Consider the following 16068-nt stretch of genomic DNA (forward strand, 5'->3'; position numbering starts at 1 on the left):
GGCTACCCCTGGGCCGTTCCGCCCAGCGGGCCCAGACTGGGGGACCTACCACCCGACGCGCCCCCGTCCCCGCCCCCCGCCGAAGCGGGCCCTGATTCCTGATTCCGGGTCCTTGATTCCGGGTCTCATCCCTGGTCCTTGGCCCCTGATCCCGTCGCTCGCCGTTCGCCGCCCGGCTGGCCGGGCCCCGCGACCTGGCTGACCGGACCCGTCCGTGCGGTGGCGTACCGTCGTGTCATCGTCTGCCAGTGCCGGCGGTCCCCGCCAGCAGCGCCGTTGAATTGATCTTCGAGGTCGAGATGCCCGCCCTGCGCTCCCGTACCACCACCCACGGCCGGAACATGGCCGGCGCCCGCGCCTTGTGGCGCGCGACCGGGATGACCGACGATGACTTCGGCAAGCCGATCGTCGCCGTGGCCAACAGCTTCACCGAGTTCGTTCCGGGGCATGTGCACCTGCGTGACCTTGGCTCGCTGGTGGCCGGGGCGGTGGCCGAGGCCGGTGGGGTGGCGCGCGAGTTCAACACCATCGCCGTGGACGACGGCATCGCGATGGGGCACGGCGGGATGCTCTACTCGCTGCCGTCCCGCGAGCTCATCGCCGACAGCGTCGAGTACATGGTGAACGCCCACTGCGCCGACGCCCTGGTCTGCATCTCCAACTGCGACAAGATCACCCCGGGGATGCTGCTCGCGGCACTGCGGCTGAACATCCCGACCGTGTTCGTCTCCGGCGGGGCGATGGAGTCGGGCAATGCGGTCATCTCCGGCGGCACGGCCCGGTCCAGGCTGGACCTCATCACCGCGATGTCGGCGGCGGTCAACCCGGACATCTCGGACGGCGACCTGTCGATGATCGAGCGTTCGGCCTGCCCGACGTGCGGATCCTGCTCCGGCATGTTCACGGCGAACTCGATGAACTGCCTGACCGAGGCGATCGGGCTGTCCCTGCCCGGCAACGGGTCGACCCTGGCCACCGCCGCCGCCCGCCGTGAGCTGTTCGTCGAGGCCGGGCGTCTCGTGGTCGACCTGGCGCGGCGCTACTACGAGAAGGACGACGAGGCGGTCCTGCCCCGGTCGATCGCGACCGCCGCCGCCTTCCGCAACGCCTTCGCGGTCGACGTGGCAATGGGCGGCTCGACGAACACCGTGCTGCATCTGCTGGCTGCCGCCGTCGAGGCCGGCGTCGACATCACCCTCGCCGACATCGACCGGATCTCCCGCACCGTCCCCTGCCTGTGCAAGGTGGCGCCGAGCTCCACCCGTTACTACCTGGAGGACGTCCACCGGGCGGGCGGCATCCCCGCGATCCTCGGCGAGCTCGACCGGGCCGGGCTGCTCGACCCGGACCCGCATACGGTGCACTCGGCGAGCCTGCGCGAGTTCCTCGACCGCTGGGACGTCCGCGGCCCGAGCCCCTCGCCGGGCGCGATCGAGCTGTTCCACGCGGCGCCGGGTGGCGTGCGCACGATCGAGCCGTTCAGCTCCACCAATCGGTGGGACACCCTCGACACCGACGCCAGAGACGGCTGCATCCGTTCGGTCGAGCACGCCTACTCCGCCGAGGGTGGGCTCGCGGTGCTGTTCGGCAACCTGGCCATCGAGGGCGCCGTCGTGAAGACGGCCGGCGTGGACGAGAGCCAGTGGGCCTTCCGCGGCCCGGCGCTCGTGGTCGAGAGCCAGGAGGAGGCGGTCGACGCCATCCTCACCGGGCGGGTCAAGGCCAGGGATGTGATCATCGTCCGCTACGAGGGCCCCCGCGGTGGCCCGGGGATGCAGGAGATGCTCTACCCCACCGCGTTCCTCAAGGGTCGCGGTCTCGGCCCGAAGTGCGCTCTGATCACCGACGGCCGGTTCTCCGGCGGGAGCTCCGGACTGTCGATCGGTCACGTCTCCCCGGAGGCGGCCCACGGCGGGACGATCGCCCTGGTCCGCGACGGGGACATCATCGAGATCGACATCCCGGCCCGCCGGCTGGAGCTCGTGGTCTCCGACGAGGAATTGGCGAGCCGACGCGCGGCGCTGGACGCGGCCGGCGGCTACCGTCCCACGGGGCGGGAACGGCCGGTGTCCATGGCGCTGCGGGCCTATGCGGCGATGGCGACCTCGGCCTCCACCGGTGCCGCGCGCGACGTCGGTCTGCTCGGCGGCTGACGAGGCGTCCGAGCGGGCCCGGCTCGGACCGGGACGGGTTCAGACCGGGACGGCGGCGGGGGCGGACGACGGCGTCGCGAGCGTTACGGCGAAATCCCCGTCGGGATCCGTCCACTGCCGCGCCACCGCCCAGCCCGCCAGCGCAAGCTCCGAGGCGATGCCGTCCAGGGTGAACTTGGCGCTGATCTCGGTGAGGATCTCCTCGCCCGGCTGGAAGTCGGCCGTGACGGCGAGGGCCGCGATTGAGACGCGCTGCTCCCGAACGGAACGTAGCCGCATCTCGATCCAGGAGTTCTCGGCGTTCCAGATCGCCACGTGCGCGAATCCGCGGATGTCGAAGTCGCTCCCGAGCTCCCGGTTGATCACCGTCAGCACATTGCGGTTGAAGGCTGCGGTGACCCCGGCACCGTCGTCGTACGCGGCGACGAGGCGGTCGACGTCCTTGACGAGGTCCGTTCCCAGCAACAGGGCGTCGGAGCTCTCGGCCTGCCCGCGCAGCGTACGGAGGAGGTTCTGCCGCTGCGCGGGGCGCAGATTGCCAACCGTGCCGCCGAGGAAGGCGAGCAGCCGGTGGCCACCTCGGGGCAGCTGGTGCAGATGCCGTTCGAAGTCCCCGACCACGGCCGCCACGGAGAGCCCCGGGTAGGTGGTGAGGATCCCGCGACCCGCCCGCACCAGGGCTGCCTCGTCGACATCGAAGGGGATGAAGCGGCGGAGGTTGCCGGCCGCCCGCAGCGCGTCGAGCAGCAGCCTGGTCTTGTCGGAGGTTCCCGATCCCAGCTCGATGAGGGTGTCGGCCGGACAGGCCGTCGCGATCTCGTCGGCGTAACTGACCAGGATGGCCCGTTCCCGCCGGGTCGGGTAGTACTCCGCCAACCGGGTGATTTTGTCGAACAGCATGCCGCCGGTGGTGTCGTAGAACCACTTCGGCGGCAGCTCGCGGGGGCTCGCGGTGAGGCCGGCGAGGACGTCGCGGGCCAGCGTGACGGTGCGATCCGACTCGTGCAGGTGGCGGTCGACGGAGAGGCCCGGGAACGGGATCTCCGCCGTGCCGTTCGCGCCCGTCCCCTCAGGGACGGCATCATCCGCCCGGGCGGTTGTCGGAGTCCTTGGTGTCATGGATGTGCCCTCCATCAACGTGGTGCAACCCACGGTAACCGATCTAGGAGATCATGTTACGAAGAGTGACTTGGTGTGTGTCGGCTACCAGGAGGTGATGGTCCGGAACGTCCACCCAGCCCGGTTCGTCATCGTCTGGTTCGCTTGCGACCAGGACTCCATCTTTCTCCATCCGGTATGACAGGCTGTCCCGCCAGGCGGTCGCCACGATCTGGGTTCCATCCACCACCAGCAGGTTCAGCCGGGCCCGCTCGCCCGGACCCGCCGCGTCCAGCGACAGCACGACCTCGGCGACCGCCTCGGCGAGTGGACGCTTCCCGGCGTGCTCCCACACCAGCGCGGCGAGCAGCGCGGAGTCGCACGTCGAGTCCGGGACCGGAGCGTCGGGCCGGTCGCGCAGCATCCGCCGGACGGCCACCGGGTCGACCCGGCCGTTGTGGCTGAGCAGCCGGTGGCCGTCGGTGAAGGGAGCCGTCGCGCTCTCTTCGACCGGCATGCCGACGGTGGCGCTACGCACGGCCGCCAGCACGCAGCCGGAGGCGACCGCGCCGGCGATTGAGGCGTACGAGGCGTCCGTCCACATCGGCACGGCCCGGCGGAACCGGGCCGGCGCCGCCCGCAGCGCCGGGGCGTACCAGCCGACTCCGAACCCGTCGGCGTTCACCGTGCCGTGGCGCATCCGCCTCGGCGACCACGACTGGCGCAGCAGGCTGTACGGACGCTCCAGGGTCAGCCCCGCCAGGGTCCGTGGCGTTCCGATCCAGGCGAGGTGCCGACACACCGAGGTCTCCTTCGCACACGTGCTCGCTCGTCACCCGGCGTCGCGGGCCAGCCGGAATCCGGCGAAGATCTGCCGGCGGATCGGGTAGTCCCAGTTCCGGAACGTGGCCCGGACGGCGACGGCGTCCGTCGCCCAGCTGCCCCCGCGCAGGACGCGGAAGGACGACTCCCGCCCGGCCTTCGGAAAGAAGACCTCGCTGTACTCCCGGTAGGGATAAGACGCGAAGCCCGGGTACGGCGTGAACCCGCTCGCCGTCCATTCCCAGACGTCCCCGATCATCTGTTCGGCTCCGCAGGGACTCGCGCCCGCGGGATAGGCCCCCAGCGGGGCCGGGCCGCTCGTCCGGTTGCCCAGGTTGGCACGCTCCGGAGTCGGATCGGTGTCCTCCCACGGATACCGCCGTGAACGTCCGGTGACCGGGTCGTAGGCGGCGGCCTTCTCCCACTCGGCCTCGGTCGGCAGCCGCTTGCCGGCCCAGCGGGCATGCGCCTCGGCCTCGTACCAGCACACGTGCTGGACCGGCTCGTCGAGGGGAACCGGCTCGACCCGGCCGAACCGGCGGCGCAGCCAGGTGCCGCCCTCGCGCCACCAGAACGCGGGCGCGCTCAGGCCCTCCGTCTGGCGCCATTCCCATCCCGCCGTCGACCAGAGCCGCTCGTCGTCGTAGCCGTCGGCGTCGATGAAGGCGATCTGCGCCCGGTTGGAGACGGGGATGGTGTCGATCCAGAACGCGGGGAGGTGGACGCGGTGGGCGGGACCCTCGTTGTCGAAGGCCCAGGGATGGGTGCTGGTGCCGAGGGTGAACTCGCCGGCCGGCACGAGGACCTCCGGCCGCGGCACCCGGCGGCCGGGCGGTGGCGCCGCGCCGGGAGCGAGTACCGGCGGTCCCTGGCGGAGCTGGTGCGTGGCGAGCATCGTCTCGTCGTGCATGTGCTCGTGCTGCACGACCATGCCGTAGACGAAGCCGTCGGCGAGCAGCCGTTCCCGCTCCGGTACGGCAGCGGTTTCCGCGGTGGCGCCGGCCACCGGTCCGAACCGGTCGGGTCCGAACCGGTCGAGGAGGTCGAGGGTGCGGCCGCGGACCTCGTGCAGGTACGCCCTGGTCTCGGCGGGGCCGAGCAGGGCCAGTCGGCTGCGGCTCGCGCGGCTGTGCCGGAACGCGTCGTAGATGTCGTCGAGCCCCGGCCGCGTCCCGGTGCCGCCGGCCAGCGCGCGCACCAGCCAGAGATCCTCGTAGTTGCCGACGTGAGCGAGGTCCCAGACCAGCGGGGACATCAGCGGCGAGTGCTGGCGGAGGAGATCATCCGCGGCGATGTCGGTGTACGTGAGTGAACGCCGGCGCGCGGCCCGGAGGGCGTCGGTGACGGTGTCGGCGGTGATCGGCATAGCCTTCTGGGTCGGCATCGCCTCCTGGGCGGCGGCGGTCTCCCGGTCGGCTGGGTCGGCCGGGGACGCCGGGGACTGGGTCAGACGAGTGAGACGCACCGGTGGGCCTCCTCACGCAGCAGACCGGCCGGGCCGATCGCGAGAAGTCGTTCGGTCAGTCCGTCGGCCGGACATCGGCCGCGGTCGAGGTAGCGCCCGGCGAACGACTCGACCGTCTCGGCGAGATCGGTCGCGCCGCCGCGGCGCAGGGCGCTCACGGCCAGGTCGACGCAGCGCACCGCCGCGCGTCGCAGGGGCTCGTCGGCCATGCCGAGCATCGCCGCGGCCGGCCAGCGATGCGCGACGGCCAGGCACGCCTCGAACGCTCCGTCCGCGGCGACCGGGTCGTCAAGCAGTACCGTCGGCATCGCGACGGCGGCCTGCCAGCCGTCACCTGGTTGCGCGTCGAGGTAGCGCAGCTCCCACCAGCCACGCGGTCGGACCGGCGGGAACACCGTGGTCGCGTGGTAAGAGAGGTCGTCGCGGGTCGGGGGACGGGTGACCGGGCCGCGGCCGGCGAGCCAGTCCCCGAAGGTCGAGCCGTCCCGGACCGCGACGAAATGATGATCGTTTTTGGGGTCGCCGGCCCCGGCGGGATTCCCGACCATCATCAGCTTGGCGTCGAGCAGGTACCGCGCCCACAGGTCGACGAGATCGGGCTCGGTGTCGCTGGACCCCGGGGCCGTGAGAGCGGCCGCGACGGGCCGGGTCCGGCTCGCGTCGATGCCGTCCCACACCGCCTGGCGGGTCGACCGCCATCCGGTCCGGCGGCCGGCGTACGCGGGTGAGGCGGCGAACAGGGCGGTGAGGACCGGGCCGAGAGCGTGGACGAGTTGGAACCGCCGCGCCGCCTCGGCAGGCGAGCCGCCGAGGTCCAGGTTGACTTGGACGGAGGCGGTCGAGCACATCATCACCGTGCCGGACGCCCCGCCCCCGGTCCGGAAATGCTCCTCCATCGCCGCGTACCGGGACGCGGTGGTCTGCCGCATCCCGACGCGCAGGGGATCGACCCCCATGCCGACGAGGGCCAGGCCGTCCACCGCCAGGGCGGAGCGGACCAGGTTCAGATCGGCGGAGGTCGCCCGCACAGCCGCGGTGAGCTCGGCCGGCGGCCCGGACAGCTCCAGCTGGCCGCCGGGCTCGAAGGTGATGCGGCTGCCCCCGGGCAGGACCGGCCCGCCGGGGCCCGGGGTGGTCCCGGGAATCCGGGCGAGGGACGCTAGCGTGCGGGCTGGCGGGATCAGGCAGTGGACCGCCTGCGTGTCGACGACCAGCCACTCCGTCTCGATGCCGACGCATCCTCCCGGTACCGTCGGGCCACCGTTCCCCCGGGCATCCCTATGGCCGTCCCCCCGGGTGTCCTTGCGGGCATTCCCGCGGGCCGCCTCATCGTCTGTCCCGTGGACCGGCGTGACGCAGCCGGCCGCGAAGGCCCGTACCTGGTCGGTGTCGATCGCCCGCCGCTGTGGCTGTGAGTGAGGGTGTGGTGGTTGCGGCTCGTCATTCCGGATCCCCTCGGGTGTCACGTGGCGTGGCATCCTGTGGCTCCTCTCCGGCACTGCAACTGTTCGACACCGCGCCCGGCGGCGGCCTCTGGTGGGTTCTCCCCTGCGCTGCCGGCCCCCTACCCGGCCGCCGTACTCGGTGTCGCCTCGGCCAGCTCGCCGATGGGTGGTATAGATATGTTTTCAACGTGCTTTTCCCTCGCATATTCCACGCCCTTGACCCTGTCGCTGTTGTGTATTCGATGGAATGGTGACCGGGACGGACCGGGAGTCAGTAGCACGCCGTGATTGACTGACGGCGGAGCCGGTTCCGGACCCGGAGACAACGCCGAGCGCAACGGCGTCGTGACGGCGCCGGGAGGTGGTGACCGCGGACGTGTCCGATCGGCAGTCAGCGGGACGTTCGGCCATGGCCGAGTACCTGCGGCGCAAGCAGCTGTACGTCACCGAGCGCGGTGATCATAAACGGCGGGCGATGGCCGTCGCCGGGGCGACAGCGGGTGCCGTCGCCCTCGTCGTCGCCGTGGTCAGCCTCCTGGTCGGGCTGCCCGCGCTCGTGGCCGTGCAGCTCGCGATCATCTCGGCTGTCGTGGTGGTCCTCGTCGCGGCGACCCGGTTTCTCCGGTCCCCGCCGGAGATCGAGGCCTGGCGCGAGGACGCGGAGGCCGAACGCAGCACCGCACGGGCGTTGGACCGTTTGGTCCGGGCCGGCTACACTGTCCTGCACGACCGCGCGCTGGCCGACTCGGCCGGCAATATCGACCATCTCGTCATCGGGCCGTCCGGGGCCTGGCTGATCGAGACCGACGCCCATCCGGGACCGATCCGCCAGAACGCCGTCGGGGTCTGGGCCGGCAAGGTTCCGTTGCGGGCGATGCTGGGGCTGGTCGCGTGGATGGGCGAGGAGGCCACCGCGCAGCTCCTCGTGGAACTGCCGGCGGGCTGGCAGTTGGAGGTCCAGCCGGTCGTGGCCTTCGCCCGCGCGGATCTTCCCGCCGGCCTGGCCCTCGTCGAGGGCGTGCTGTTGCTGCCTGCCACCGGGGTGGCCGACTACGTGCTCTCCGCCGGGATCGTGCTTCGGCCCATCGACGTGGCGATGCTGGTCGACGTGGCCGAGCGGGTGTTCCCGGCCTATGCGGTGTCGGGCCCCCCGCCGTCCTGGCCGGCCGGATCCCGGCTGCGCGGCCTGCTGCGGCGTTGATCAGCCTGCGGTGACGTTGATCAGGGCGATGCGACTCGGTCCGGCCACGGTACCGGCGGGCGGGATACCGTTGGGTGAAGGTGGCCTACGAAGGAGACGAGATGGTTCGCAAGGTGACCGTGCTGGCTCTACTGGCGAGCGCCGGAGCCGCGCTGACCGCCGTCCGGCGCCGCAGCAGGGGCAAGGAGGAGATCGACCTCTGGCGGGAGGCGACCTCCGCGGCGGGCGCCCCGGCCGGCGGGCGCTGAGGTCCGCGGCAAGGCCGGGATGCCAGCCCGGCCCGGGGGGTCAGCCCGCCGAAGTTTCCAGCTCAGGGCCTCAGCCTTAGAGCTCGACTAGGCCCACGTCGGCGACCAGGGTGCCGACCAGCCCGGCCGGGGCGGCGAGGTGCAGCTCGATGTGCGTCTCCGACACCAGATCCTCGACGATGCGCAGCGGCACGTGGATTGAACCCCGCGCTCCGATCGGGAAGAAGCGCATGGGAACCCCGTTCCGCAGGAGGATCGGGCAGATCAGTTCGTCCGTCGAGTTGCCGCCCCGGAAGTAGAGCGGCTGGGCGGTGATGCCGGCTGGGACGACGTAGCTGAACGACGAGTCAAGCGAAATCGGAACATCCAGACCTTTGCCCTCGAAGGGGACAAAGCCCTGCAGGAAGCGAGGAGTTGTGAACATCCGCTCATCCTTCCGCCGGGTATCCGTGTGCATGTTTTCCGTATCTTCCTCTGGGTATTTTCGCTCGGAGCTGTTTCCACCGCGTTACGTCGGCCATCGAGGGAGCGTCGGACGCGGCCCGGATCTCGAGCGCAACGTGTGCCGACTATAAGGAATCTGCGGGTAAAGACGCTGGTAGGAGGCTTGACCTGGCGTGTGGTGGCGTGTGGTGGCGTCGGGGGGCACCGTAGAACCATGACCACCCCGACCTCGCCCCGACCGTCCGACGCCATCGTCCCCGGCGCGGGAGTTGATGCCGACTCCGGGGCGGGTGTGAGCATCGCTCAGGAGTCGAGCATCGACACGTCGCCGCCGTCCGGTCCCTCCTACCTCCCCTCGGTGGTTCCGCACGATCGGCTCGCCGGATGTGCAGTGGCCCATCGGCGTCTACTGGAGGTGGCCGGCCGGCTGGACGACATCGTCGTGCGCCGTCCGTCGGGCCTGCCGGGCTGGGCGGTCGGTCACCTGCTCACCCACCTGGCCCGCAACGCGGACAGTCACACCGGCATGGTCGAAGCCGCCCGGGCCGGTGGGATCCGGGCCCAGTACCCGGGGGGCGCGCAGCAGCGGGAGGACGGCATCGGCCGCCGGTTGCGATCTGCCCGCCGCCCAGGTCCGCGACGACCTGGTGGCCGCGGTGACCCGGCTGGAGCGGGCCTGGGACGGCGTGCAGGTCGACGTCTGGCGCACGGGTCTCGGGCACACCGCCACCTATGGCCTGACGACCCTTGCTGATCTGGTCTTCCTCCGCTGGCGGGAGACCGAGATACACCTCGTCGACCTCGATCTTGCCGATCTCGGCGGTCCCGGCTGGGCGGACCTGAGCCCGGCCTACGTCCAGACCGAATGGGAGTGGACCCTGCGCGGGCTGCCGGCCCGAGTACCCCCGGAGATCACCGTCGTGCTGGCGCCGGGGGACCGGCCGTCGACCGCCGTCGGTCGCGGGCAGCGGCGTGTGGTCGTCGATACGCCCACCAGGCCGACGCTGCGCTGGCTCGCCGGCCGGGACCCGGGCCGGCCGGACTGGCCCACCCTCGCCCCCTGGGAATGACCGGCGCTTTCTCGGACTGACCGGCCGGCTGCTCGGCGTCCCGGACCGGGCTGGCGGGACCCGCGACGGGGCGGGCTTCTTCTGAGGTTTCCGGCTAGCGCGACAATGTCTGCCGTGTTGGACAACAGGGACAACTGGGGTAAGGCGGCGCGCGGGCGACGTGGGGATCGTGGCCGGAGCTTTTCATGATCACGATGGCCTTGTTCAACAACAAGGGCGGCGTCGGTAAGACGACCCTCGCCTACCACCTGGCGCACATGCTGCAGCGCATGGGTCACCGGGTGCTCGCGGTCGATCTCGATCCGCAGGCGAACCTGACCGCCCAGTTCCTCGACGAGGACGAGCTGACCCAGCTGTGGGAGGAGCCGGAGGTCACCGCGTCGTCCGCGCCGAAGTCCATCATCGACCTCGACGTGCGCCCGGTTCGGATTGTCCCCGGTACGGGGACGATGGCGACGGCGATCGGGCCGATCATGGAGGGGGTCGGGGACGTCGCGCTCTTCGATCCGGTGACGATCGAGGACGGCCTGTGGCTGCTGCCCGGTGACGTCGAGCTGAGCGTCTTCGAGGACCGGCTGTCGGCCGCCTGGCCGAACAGCTTCCTCGGCAAGGACATCGCGGCGCTGCGTACGACGACGGCGTTGCACCGGGTCATCGACCATGGTGCCCGCTTGGTTGGCGCCGAGATCGTGCTCATCGACGTGGGGCCCAATCTGGGGGCCATCAACCGGGCCGCGCTGCTGTCCGCCGACACCGTGCTCATGCCACTGGCAGCGGACCTGTTCTCGCTGCGGGGGCTGCGCAACCTCGGCCCCACGCTGCGGGAGTGGCGTTCCATCTGGCAGGGCACGGTGCTGCCGAAGATTCCCGAGCGCATCTCGGCTCCGCGCGGGCTGATGATGCCGATCGGGTACATCGTGATGCAGCCGCCGACGCGGACCGACCGGCCGGCAAAGGCGCACGACCGGTGGCTCGACCGGATTCCCGAGGTGTTCGCGACCTCGGTGCTCACCAGCGGGAACCCCGGACCGCACGACCGTTCCTTCGAGATCGCCACTCTGGGGCACTACGCGAACCTGATCCCGCTGGCGCACGACGCCCGTAAGCCGATGTTCGACCTGCGGGCCGGAGACGGCGCGCTCGGCGGTACGCAGAGCGCGGTGCGGCGGTGCTACTCCGACTTCCGGGATCTCGCGGTCAAGGTGCGGGAGCGGCTGGCCTTCATCGATCCGACCCTGCGCCGGTCCTGACCGACGGGCCGGTTATCCACAGGGTGGCGGTTGGGGGAGTCGCGGCCCGGTTATCCACAGGGCTCCCGCGGGGCACGATGGTCGTAGGCGGGCACTGTGATCGCCGGAAGACCGGATCCCCCCGAGCATCGGTGTCCCCCCATGGTTCCCGGGTGGTTCCCGTGCCGGACCAACGTCCGAGGAGACCGTCATGCCGTACGCTTGTGAAGTGCTTCGCCGAGGTGGTCATCGTCGAATGGTTCCGTCCCGGCCGGAGTGCGTCCCTCGGGGGCGTAGCTCAATTGGCAGAGCACTGCCTTTGCAAGGCAGGGGTTAGGGGTTCGAGTCCCCTCGTCTCCACGCGCTGGCTTCGGCTGTTCGCCGCCCCTCGGGCGGCTTCCGATCAGCCGTTATGTCTGCCCGGGGGCGACCCCCGGACTCCCGATGCGGCGTGGCGGTCTGACGGCACCTGGATCCCGGTGCCCGTCGTGCCCGGGGCGTTGCAGGTGTTCTCGGGGGCAATCCTCACCCGCTGGACCAACGGTCTGCTGCCGGCCGGCACCGGGTCGTGGCCGGCGGCAGCGTGACCCGGCAGTCGACCGGGATCTTCTACGCGGAGCTCGCCGAGACCTCCGCCGGCCGCTGACCTGAGCTGCACTGACCTGAGCTGCGCGGCCTGACCTGGTGGTGGGCCGCGCGGCTCGGCGCGCCGGAGGCGGTCCAGCCGCCCGGTCCACCCGCAAAGCTCCCGCGACGCGCATAAAGCTCAGGTGACGCCCACTGCGGTGCTCTTATACTCTGCCGCATGCCGAGGCTCGTCGAGGTTGAGGCGGCGCGCCGGTCGTTTCTGACCGCGGGGCAGGGTGTGGTCTGGCGGGATGTCGTCCGGCCGGCCGTGCTGGCCTCATGGGAACGGTCGCGCGCGTACGGCATCGAGCCTGACCGCATCAGGGCACGGTTCCTGGGCCACCCCGAGGTTACGCCTCTGGTGACTTGCGCCGAGGAGGTGTTCGACGGCTTCCTCGCCGGGAGCGCCGAGGTTGCCGCCTCGCTGGTGCTGGTCGACACCGCAGGGGTGGTGCGGGTCCGCCGGGATGGCGACCGTGCCCTTGCCGGGCTGCTCGACGGGGTGTTGTTCGTGCCCGGCTACGGTTACGCCGAGCAGGCCGTCGGTACCACCGCCGCGTCGATCTCCCTGCATGACCAGACCGATATCGCGATCAGCGGTCCGGAGCACTACCACTCCCAGCTGAGGTGTCTCGGCGAGGCCGCCGCGCTGGTGGTGGATCCGCACAGCCGCGACGTCCGCGGCGTGGTGATGGTCATCTGCCACCAGTCGGACGAGACGACCCTGCAGCCTGCGGTGGCGCAGCTGCTCGCCCGTCAGGTCACCGAGCGGATGGCAGCTGAACCCCACCGGCGGTCACAGACGATCCTCGACCGCTTCGCCCGCGCCTGCGGGGACGACCGTACCGGCCACGTCGGCCAGGACAAGGCCTGGGTGCTCGCCACGGACGGGGACTACGTCCTGACCAACGTCGCGGCCTGCCACCTGGAGGTCGGCGACCTGCGGGTGCTCAGCGACCTGGTGCTGGCGAGCCTGTCGCTGCGGGATTTCGCCCGCCAGCATGTGGAGCTGCCCTCCGGCGGCTGCGCCGAGGTGGTGACCGAGGCGGTCCAGCTCGGCGATGACGTGGTCGGATGCCTGCTCACGGGGGCGCCGACCGGTGCCCAGCGGTCGGCCGAGCCGGCCGAGGCTGTCCGGCGTCAGGGTTCGCACGTCGCACCGATGGTTCGACGCGACTACGCGCAGGACCTCAGAGGACCCGGCCACGCCCAGAAGGAGCACGCCGAGGCGCGGATCCGGGCGAATCGGGAGTTGCTGTCCCCGTTCCTGCGGGCGTGGCGGGAGGTGGTCGTCAGCATCCAGCAGGGCCGTAACCACCTGCTGATCGGCGAGCCGGGAGTGGGCAAGCAGACCCTGGTGATCAACGAGTTCCGGCAGGCGTACGGGTCGGGTCGTGACCGTGGACTGTAGATCGTTTGCGGCTGAGCGGAGCGGCGCACCCGAGCAGAGCAGCGCCCGGACGCCTCCTGGTACGCGACTGCTCACCGGCGCCGGCGACCGGCCGCACCTGCTGGTGCTGCGCGGGATGAACCTGCTCATCCCGATCGCCGCCCGGTGCCTGGACGAGACGCTGCGACCGCTGGTCGCGCTGCCCTCGCCGCCGCTGCTCGTCGGGTGCATCGACACGCCGGCGGTGGACGCGACCCGGCCTTACGGGCTGCTCCTGCGGCACTTCCACGAGATCACCCGGGTGCCCGCCCTACGCTACCGGGCCGACGAGATCGGGGAAATCGCGCTGTCGATCCTGCACAAAATCGCGGCACGCCGTTCGCTGCGGCTCAGTCTGCAGGTCATCCGGGCCCTGGAGGGGTACGCTTGGCCCGGCAACATCAGCGAGCTCCAGGACGTCCTCAGGTACGTCGTCACGCGCAAGCCGATCGGAGAGGTTCAGCCCCCGGACCTGCCCCAGCTGTGTTTCCAGGGCAGAGCACGCAAGATGTCGATGCTTGAGGCCGCGCAGTGCGACGCGATCATCCAGGCGCTGTACGAGTCCCGCGGCAACCGCTACAAGGCCGCCGCCATGCTCGGTATCGCCCGTTCTTCCCTCTACCGCAAGATCGACGCATTCGGCATCAGCTATATCGCCTGACGGGTCTATCGCCTGATGGGTACAGCGCCTGACGGGCGGCGGAGAAGGTCGACCAAACCCGCCCCGCCGCAGAACCGTCCTGGGCTGGAGACGGGCTCAGACCCGGTTGATGACAACCTTCAGCGCCTCGTTCGCCGCCGCGTTCCGGAACACCTCGTAGGCCTCGTTCACCTGCTCGAAGGTGAACGTGTGCGTGCCCATCTTCTCGGCCGGAATCCGGCCGCTGGCGACCATTTTGAGCAGGGTGGGGATCGAGACGGTGTCGACGAGCCCCATGGTCAGGCTCAGGTTCTGGATCCACAGGTCCTGCATCGGCAGTTCCACCGGCGTGCCGTGCACACCCACGTTGGCGATCGTGCCGCCGGGCCGCACCAGCGACACCGCCGTCAGCAACGTCTCCGGATAGCCCACCGCCTCGATGGCGACATCGACGCCGAGCCCGTCGGTGAGCGCGATGGTTTCGGCGACCGTGCCGGGGCCGACCTCCACCACATCGGTGGCGCCGAACTCCAGCGCCTTGTCCAGCCGGAACTTGTTCGAGTCGATCGCGATGACCTTCGACGCGCCCCACAGGCCGGTCGTCAGAATCGCCGAGAGCCCCACCGCCCCGGCCCCGACCACCGCGACCGTGTCACCCGGACGCACGTTGCCGGCCAGCACGCCGACCTCGTAGCCCGTCGGCAGCGAGTCGGCGAGGAAGATGGCCTGCTCGTTGGCCACGTTCGCCGGCACCGCGTACAGCGAGGTGTCGGCATAGGGGACCCGGGCGAACTCGGCTTGTGTCCCGTCGATCAGATGCCCGAAAATCCAGCCGATGCCCCCGACGGTCTGGCAGTGCGAGGGAATTCCCCGCTGGCAGTACTCGCAGCGGCCGCACTTCGTGATCGCCGGAACGAGCACCCGGTCACCGACCTGGAATGCCGTGACCGCGTCGCCGACCTCGATGATCGTGCCGACGGCCTCGTGGCCGAGGATGCGGCCGTCGGTCATGGTCGCGACGTCGCCCTGAAGAATGTGCAGGTCGGTCCCGCAGATCGTGGTGGTGTCGACCCGGACGACGACGTCGCCAGGCTCCTGGATCGTGGCGTCGGGAACTTCCTCCCACGACTTCTTGCCCGGCCCGTGGTATACTAGCGCCTTCATCGGTACCTCCTGTTGTTCTGATGTAGGCTCCGGGGCCGTTCGCTCCTGGAGCCCTTCACGCGACCCCGGATCAGACCCTAGTAGCGTGCAGCTCCCGCGACTGTTGCGAAATCGGACCATTGGCAGCGGCCACCGGGTTGTCCGCAGGTGGAGTGCCCCGGATCCGGGACACTTACGGCACCCACAGGTCCCGGACGCGCTTACAAGTCCCAGAGGACGGTGACGCGGTCGGCGCCGGCGGTGGCCAGCAGGGTGCCGTCCGGGCTGAACGCCACCGCCCGCGCCCACTGCTGGTTGATCCGCCGGCCGTAGCCGACGGCGGCGACGAGCCGCGGCGGGTCGGGGAACGCCAGCTGCCACAGCCGGACGGTGGTGTCGGTACCCCCGGTGGCGACCAGCGGCATCGTCGGGCTGAACGTGACGCTCGTCGGGTGGCCGCTCTTTTCCTTCACCGCCTTGAGGGGCCGGTCAGGGATGCAGGTGTAGACGTACCACTGGTTCGTGCCTCGCTTGCGGCGCCGCTGGATGCGGAACCCCAGGAAGTCGAACCCGTCGCTCGTGTGCACTACCCGGGTCTTGGCTGCTGACAGCCGCAGACCCAGCGGGGCGAGCACGGCAGCGACGTCCGTGTCGGGGTGGGCGCGGCGGCGCCGGCCCACCCCGAGCTGTCGGGCTACTCGTAGGACAGGTTCGACTGCCCTTCGATCACGCGGCCAGCGATGTAGAGGTCTCCGTTGGAGTCCAGTATTGCGATGATCTTTTTCTGGTTGCCGTGGTGGGTCGTGAAGAAGATCTTGTCGGCTTCCTGGGAGGTGGAGTAGTTTGTGTTGACCGAGAGTTCGATGCTCACCGGCGAGCTGATGATCACATCCTTCTTGGGCGAGTTCGGGTAATTCTGGTTCTGCCTCAACCTGATTCGGCCGTGGGTGTCGCCCTCATCCCAGTCCGTGGCCAATCCGAGGTCAATTTCCGCCATGGTATTCTCCATTCTAGTTTGTGTGGGAAACCTCTCCTGGCTGGAGTAGGTTTGTGT

General features: G+C 70.5%; 14 protein-coding genes, 1 tRNA gene and 1 pseudogene. 8 read left to right on the plus strand and 8 right to left on the minus strand.

The genetic code is table 11. The features are described from left to right. Positions 1-299: 299 nt before the first annotated feature. Positions 300-2153 carry a dihydroxy-acid dehydratase gene (ilvD, locus tag AC08OT_RS11950; protein WP_476592903.1) on the plus strand — a complete coding sequence of 618 codons (1854 nt, stop codon included), beginning with the start codon at positions 300-302 and terminating at the stop codon, positions 2151-2153. Positions 2154-2192: 39 nt separating this feature from the next. On the opposite strand, the gene egtD is transcribed toward ilvD, so the two are convergent. From egtD to egtA, 4 genes are read right to left on the minus strand one after another with little or no spacing between them, the layout of a single operon-like run. Then, complete coding sequence (gene egtD / locus AC08OT_RS11955) at positions 2193-3272, minus strand: L-histidine N(alpha)-methyltransferase (protein ID WP_476592904.1); 1080 nt, start codon at positions 3270-3272, stop codon at positions 2193-2195. Positions 3273-3315: 43 nt separating this feature from the next. Next, complete coding sequence (egtC, locus tag AC08OT_RS11960) at positions 3316-4053, minus strand: ergothioneine biosynthesis protein EgtC (protein ID WP_476592905.1); 738 nt, start codon at positions 4051-4053, stop codon at positions 3316-3318. A 30-nt stretch (positions 4054-4083) separates the two neighbouring features. Beyond that, positions 4084-5538 (minus strand): ergothioneine biosynthesis protein EgtB, encoded by a 1455-nt coding sequence (egtB, locus tag AC08OT_RS11965; protein ID WP_476592906.1) that lies wholly within the window; start codon positions 5536-5538, stop codon positions 4084-4086. After that, a complete protein-coding gene (gene egtA, locus AC08OT_RS11970; RefSeq protein WP_476592907.1) occupies positions 5520-7016 on the minus strand; it encodes an ergothioneine biosynthesis glutamate--cysteine ligase EgtA in 1497 nt (498 codons plus the stop codon). Before egtA ends, egtB begins: the two co-directional genes overlap by 19 nt. Before the next feature lie 376 nt (positions 7017-7392). On the opposite strand from egtA, the gene AC08OT_RS11975 reads away from it, so the two are divergent. Next, the gene (locus AC08OT_RS11975; RefSeq protein ID WP_476595780.1) at positions 7393-8184 is read left to right on the plus strand and encodes a nuclease-related domain-containing protein; all 792 of its coding nucleotides are present in this window, start codon (positions 7393-7395) and stop codon (positions 8182-8184) included. 101 nt (positions 8185-8285) lie between these two features. Further along, complete coding sequence (locus tag AC08OT_RS11980) at positions 8286-8432, plus strand: DLW-39 family protein (protein WP_462188792.1); 147 nt, start codon at positions 8286-8288, stop codon at positions 8430-8432. A 76-nt stretch (positions 8433-8508) separates the two neighbouring features. Here the strand turns inward: AC08OT_RS11980 and AC08OT_RS11985 are convergent, their stop codons facing one another. Next, the gene (locus tag AC08OT_RS11985) at positions 8509-8856 is read right to left on the minus strand and encodes a molybdopterin oxidoreductase (protein ID WP_476592909.1); all 348 of its coding nucleotides are present in this window, start codon (positions 8854-8856) and stop codon (positions 8509-8511) included. Positions 8857-9090: 234 nt separating this feature from the next. Here AC08OT_RS11985 and AC08OT_RS11990 point away from each other — a divergent pair. The 5 genes and pseudogenes from AC08OT_RS11990 to AC08OT_RS12010 all read left to right on the plus strand — a co-directional run bounded on the left by AC08OT_RS11990 (position 9091) and on the right by AC08OT_RS12010 (position 13892). Beyond that, a pseudogene (locus AC08OT_RS11990) lies at positions 9091-9946 on the plus strand (maleylpyruvate isomerase N-terminal domain-containing protein). A 185-nt stretch (positions 9947-10131) separates the two neighbouring features. Then, positions 10132-11196, plus strand: a complete 1065-nt coding sequence (locus tag AC08OT_RS11995) for a ParA family protein (RefSeq protein ID WP_476592910.1) — start codon at positions 10132-10134, stop codon at positions 11194-11196. 266 nt (positions 11197-11462) lie between these two features. Further along, a tRNA-Ala gene (locus AC08OT_RS12000) sits at positions 11463-11535 on the plus strand. 445 nt (positions 11536-11980) lie between these two features. Then, positions 11981-13213, plus strand: coding sequence for a sigma-54-dependent transcriptional regulator family protein (locus AC08OT_RS12005; RefSeq protein WP_476592911.1), 1233 nt, complete (start codon positions 11981-11983; stop codon positions 13211-13213). Next, positions 13197-13892 carry an AAA-type ATPase lid domain-containing protein gene (locus AC08OT_RS12010; RefSeq protein WP_476595777.1) on the plus strand — a complete coding sequence of 232 codons (696 nt, stop codon included), beginning with the start codon at positions 13197-13199 and terminating at the stop codon, positions 13890-13892. The genes AC08OT_RS12005 and AC08OT_RS12010 overlap by 17 nt, the downstream gene beginning before the upstream one ends. Before the next feature lie 96 nt (positions 13893-13988). Here the strand turns inward: AC08OT_RS12010 and AC08OT_RS12015 are convergent, their stop codons facing one another. The 3 genes from AC08OT_RS12015 to AC08OT_RS12025 form a co-directional block, all read right to left on the minus strand. Then, positions 13989-15035 carry an alcohol dehydrogenase catalytic domain-containing protein gene (locus tag AC08OT_RS12015; RefSeq protein ID WP_476595776.1) on the minus strand — a complete coding sequence of 349 codons (1047 nt, stop codon included), beginning with the start codon at positions 15033-15035 and terminating at the stop codon, positions 13989-13991. 200 nt (positions 15036-15235) lie between these two features. Next, positions 15236-15694: a WD40 repeat domain-containing protein gene (locus AC08OT_RS12020; RefSeq protein ID WP_476602822.1), complete on the minus strand. Its 459-nt coding sequence runs from the start codon at positions 15692-15694 to the stop codon at positions 15236-15238. 14 nt (positions 15695-15708) lie between these two features. Next, positions 15709-16068, minus strand: a 360-nt coding sequence (locus tag AC08OT_RS12025; RefSeq protein ID WP_476602823.1) for a DUF6342 family protein, incomplete at its 5' end; no start/stop codon positions are given.

It is taken from the genome of Frankia sp. CgJB1, from assembly GCF_977947065.1.

Bases quoted from the DNA above. Each gene is read 5' to 3' on its own strand.
- AC08OT_RS12015 (WP_476595776.1), bottom strand. From the start codon at position 15,035: ATGAAGGCGCTAGTATACCACGGGCCGGGCAAGAAGTCGTGGGAGGAA.
- AC08OT_RS11975 (WP_476595780.1), top strand. From the start codon at position 7,393: ATGGCCGAGTACCTGCGGCGCAAGCAGCTGTACGTCACCGAGCGCGGT.
- ilvD (WP_476592903.1), top strand. From the start codon at position 300: ATGCCCGCCCTGCGCTCCCGTACCACCACCCACGGCCGGAACATGGCC.
- AC08OT_RS11980 (WP_462188792.1), top strand. From the start codon at position 8,286: ATGGTTCGCAAGGTGACCGTGCTGGCTCTACTGGCGAGCGCCGGAGCC.
- egtA (WP_476592907.1), bottom strand. From the start codon at position 7,016: ATGCCACGCCACGTGACACCCGAGGGGATCCGGAATGACGAGCCGCAA.
- AC08OT_RS11995 (WP_476592910.1), top strand. From the start codon at position 10,132: ATGATCACGATGGCCTTGTTCAACAACAAGGGCGGCGTCGGTAAGACG.
- AC08OT_RS11985 (WP_476592909.1), bottom strand. From the start codon at position 8,856: ATGTTCACAACTCCTCGCTTCCTGCAGGGCTTTGTCCCCTTCGAGGGC.
- AC08OT_RS12005 (WP_476592911.1), top strand. From the start codon at position 11,981: ATGCCGAGGCTCGTCGAGGTTGAGGCGGCGCGCCGGTCGTTTCTGACC.
- egtD (WP_476592904.1), bottom strand. From the start codon at position 3,272: ATGACACCAAGGACTCCGACAACCGCCCGGGCGGATGATGCCGTCCCT.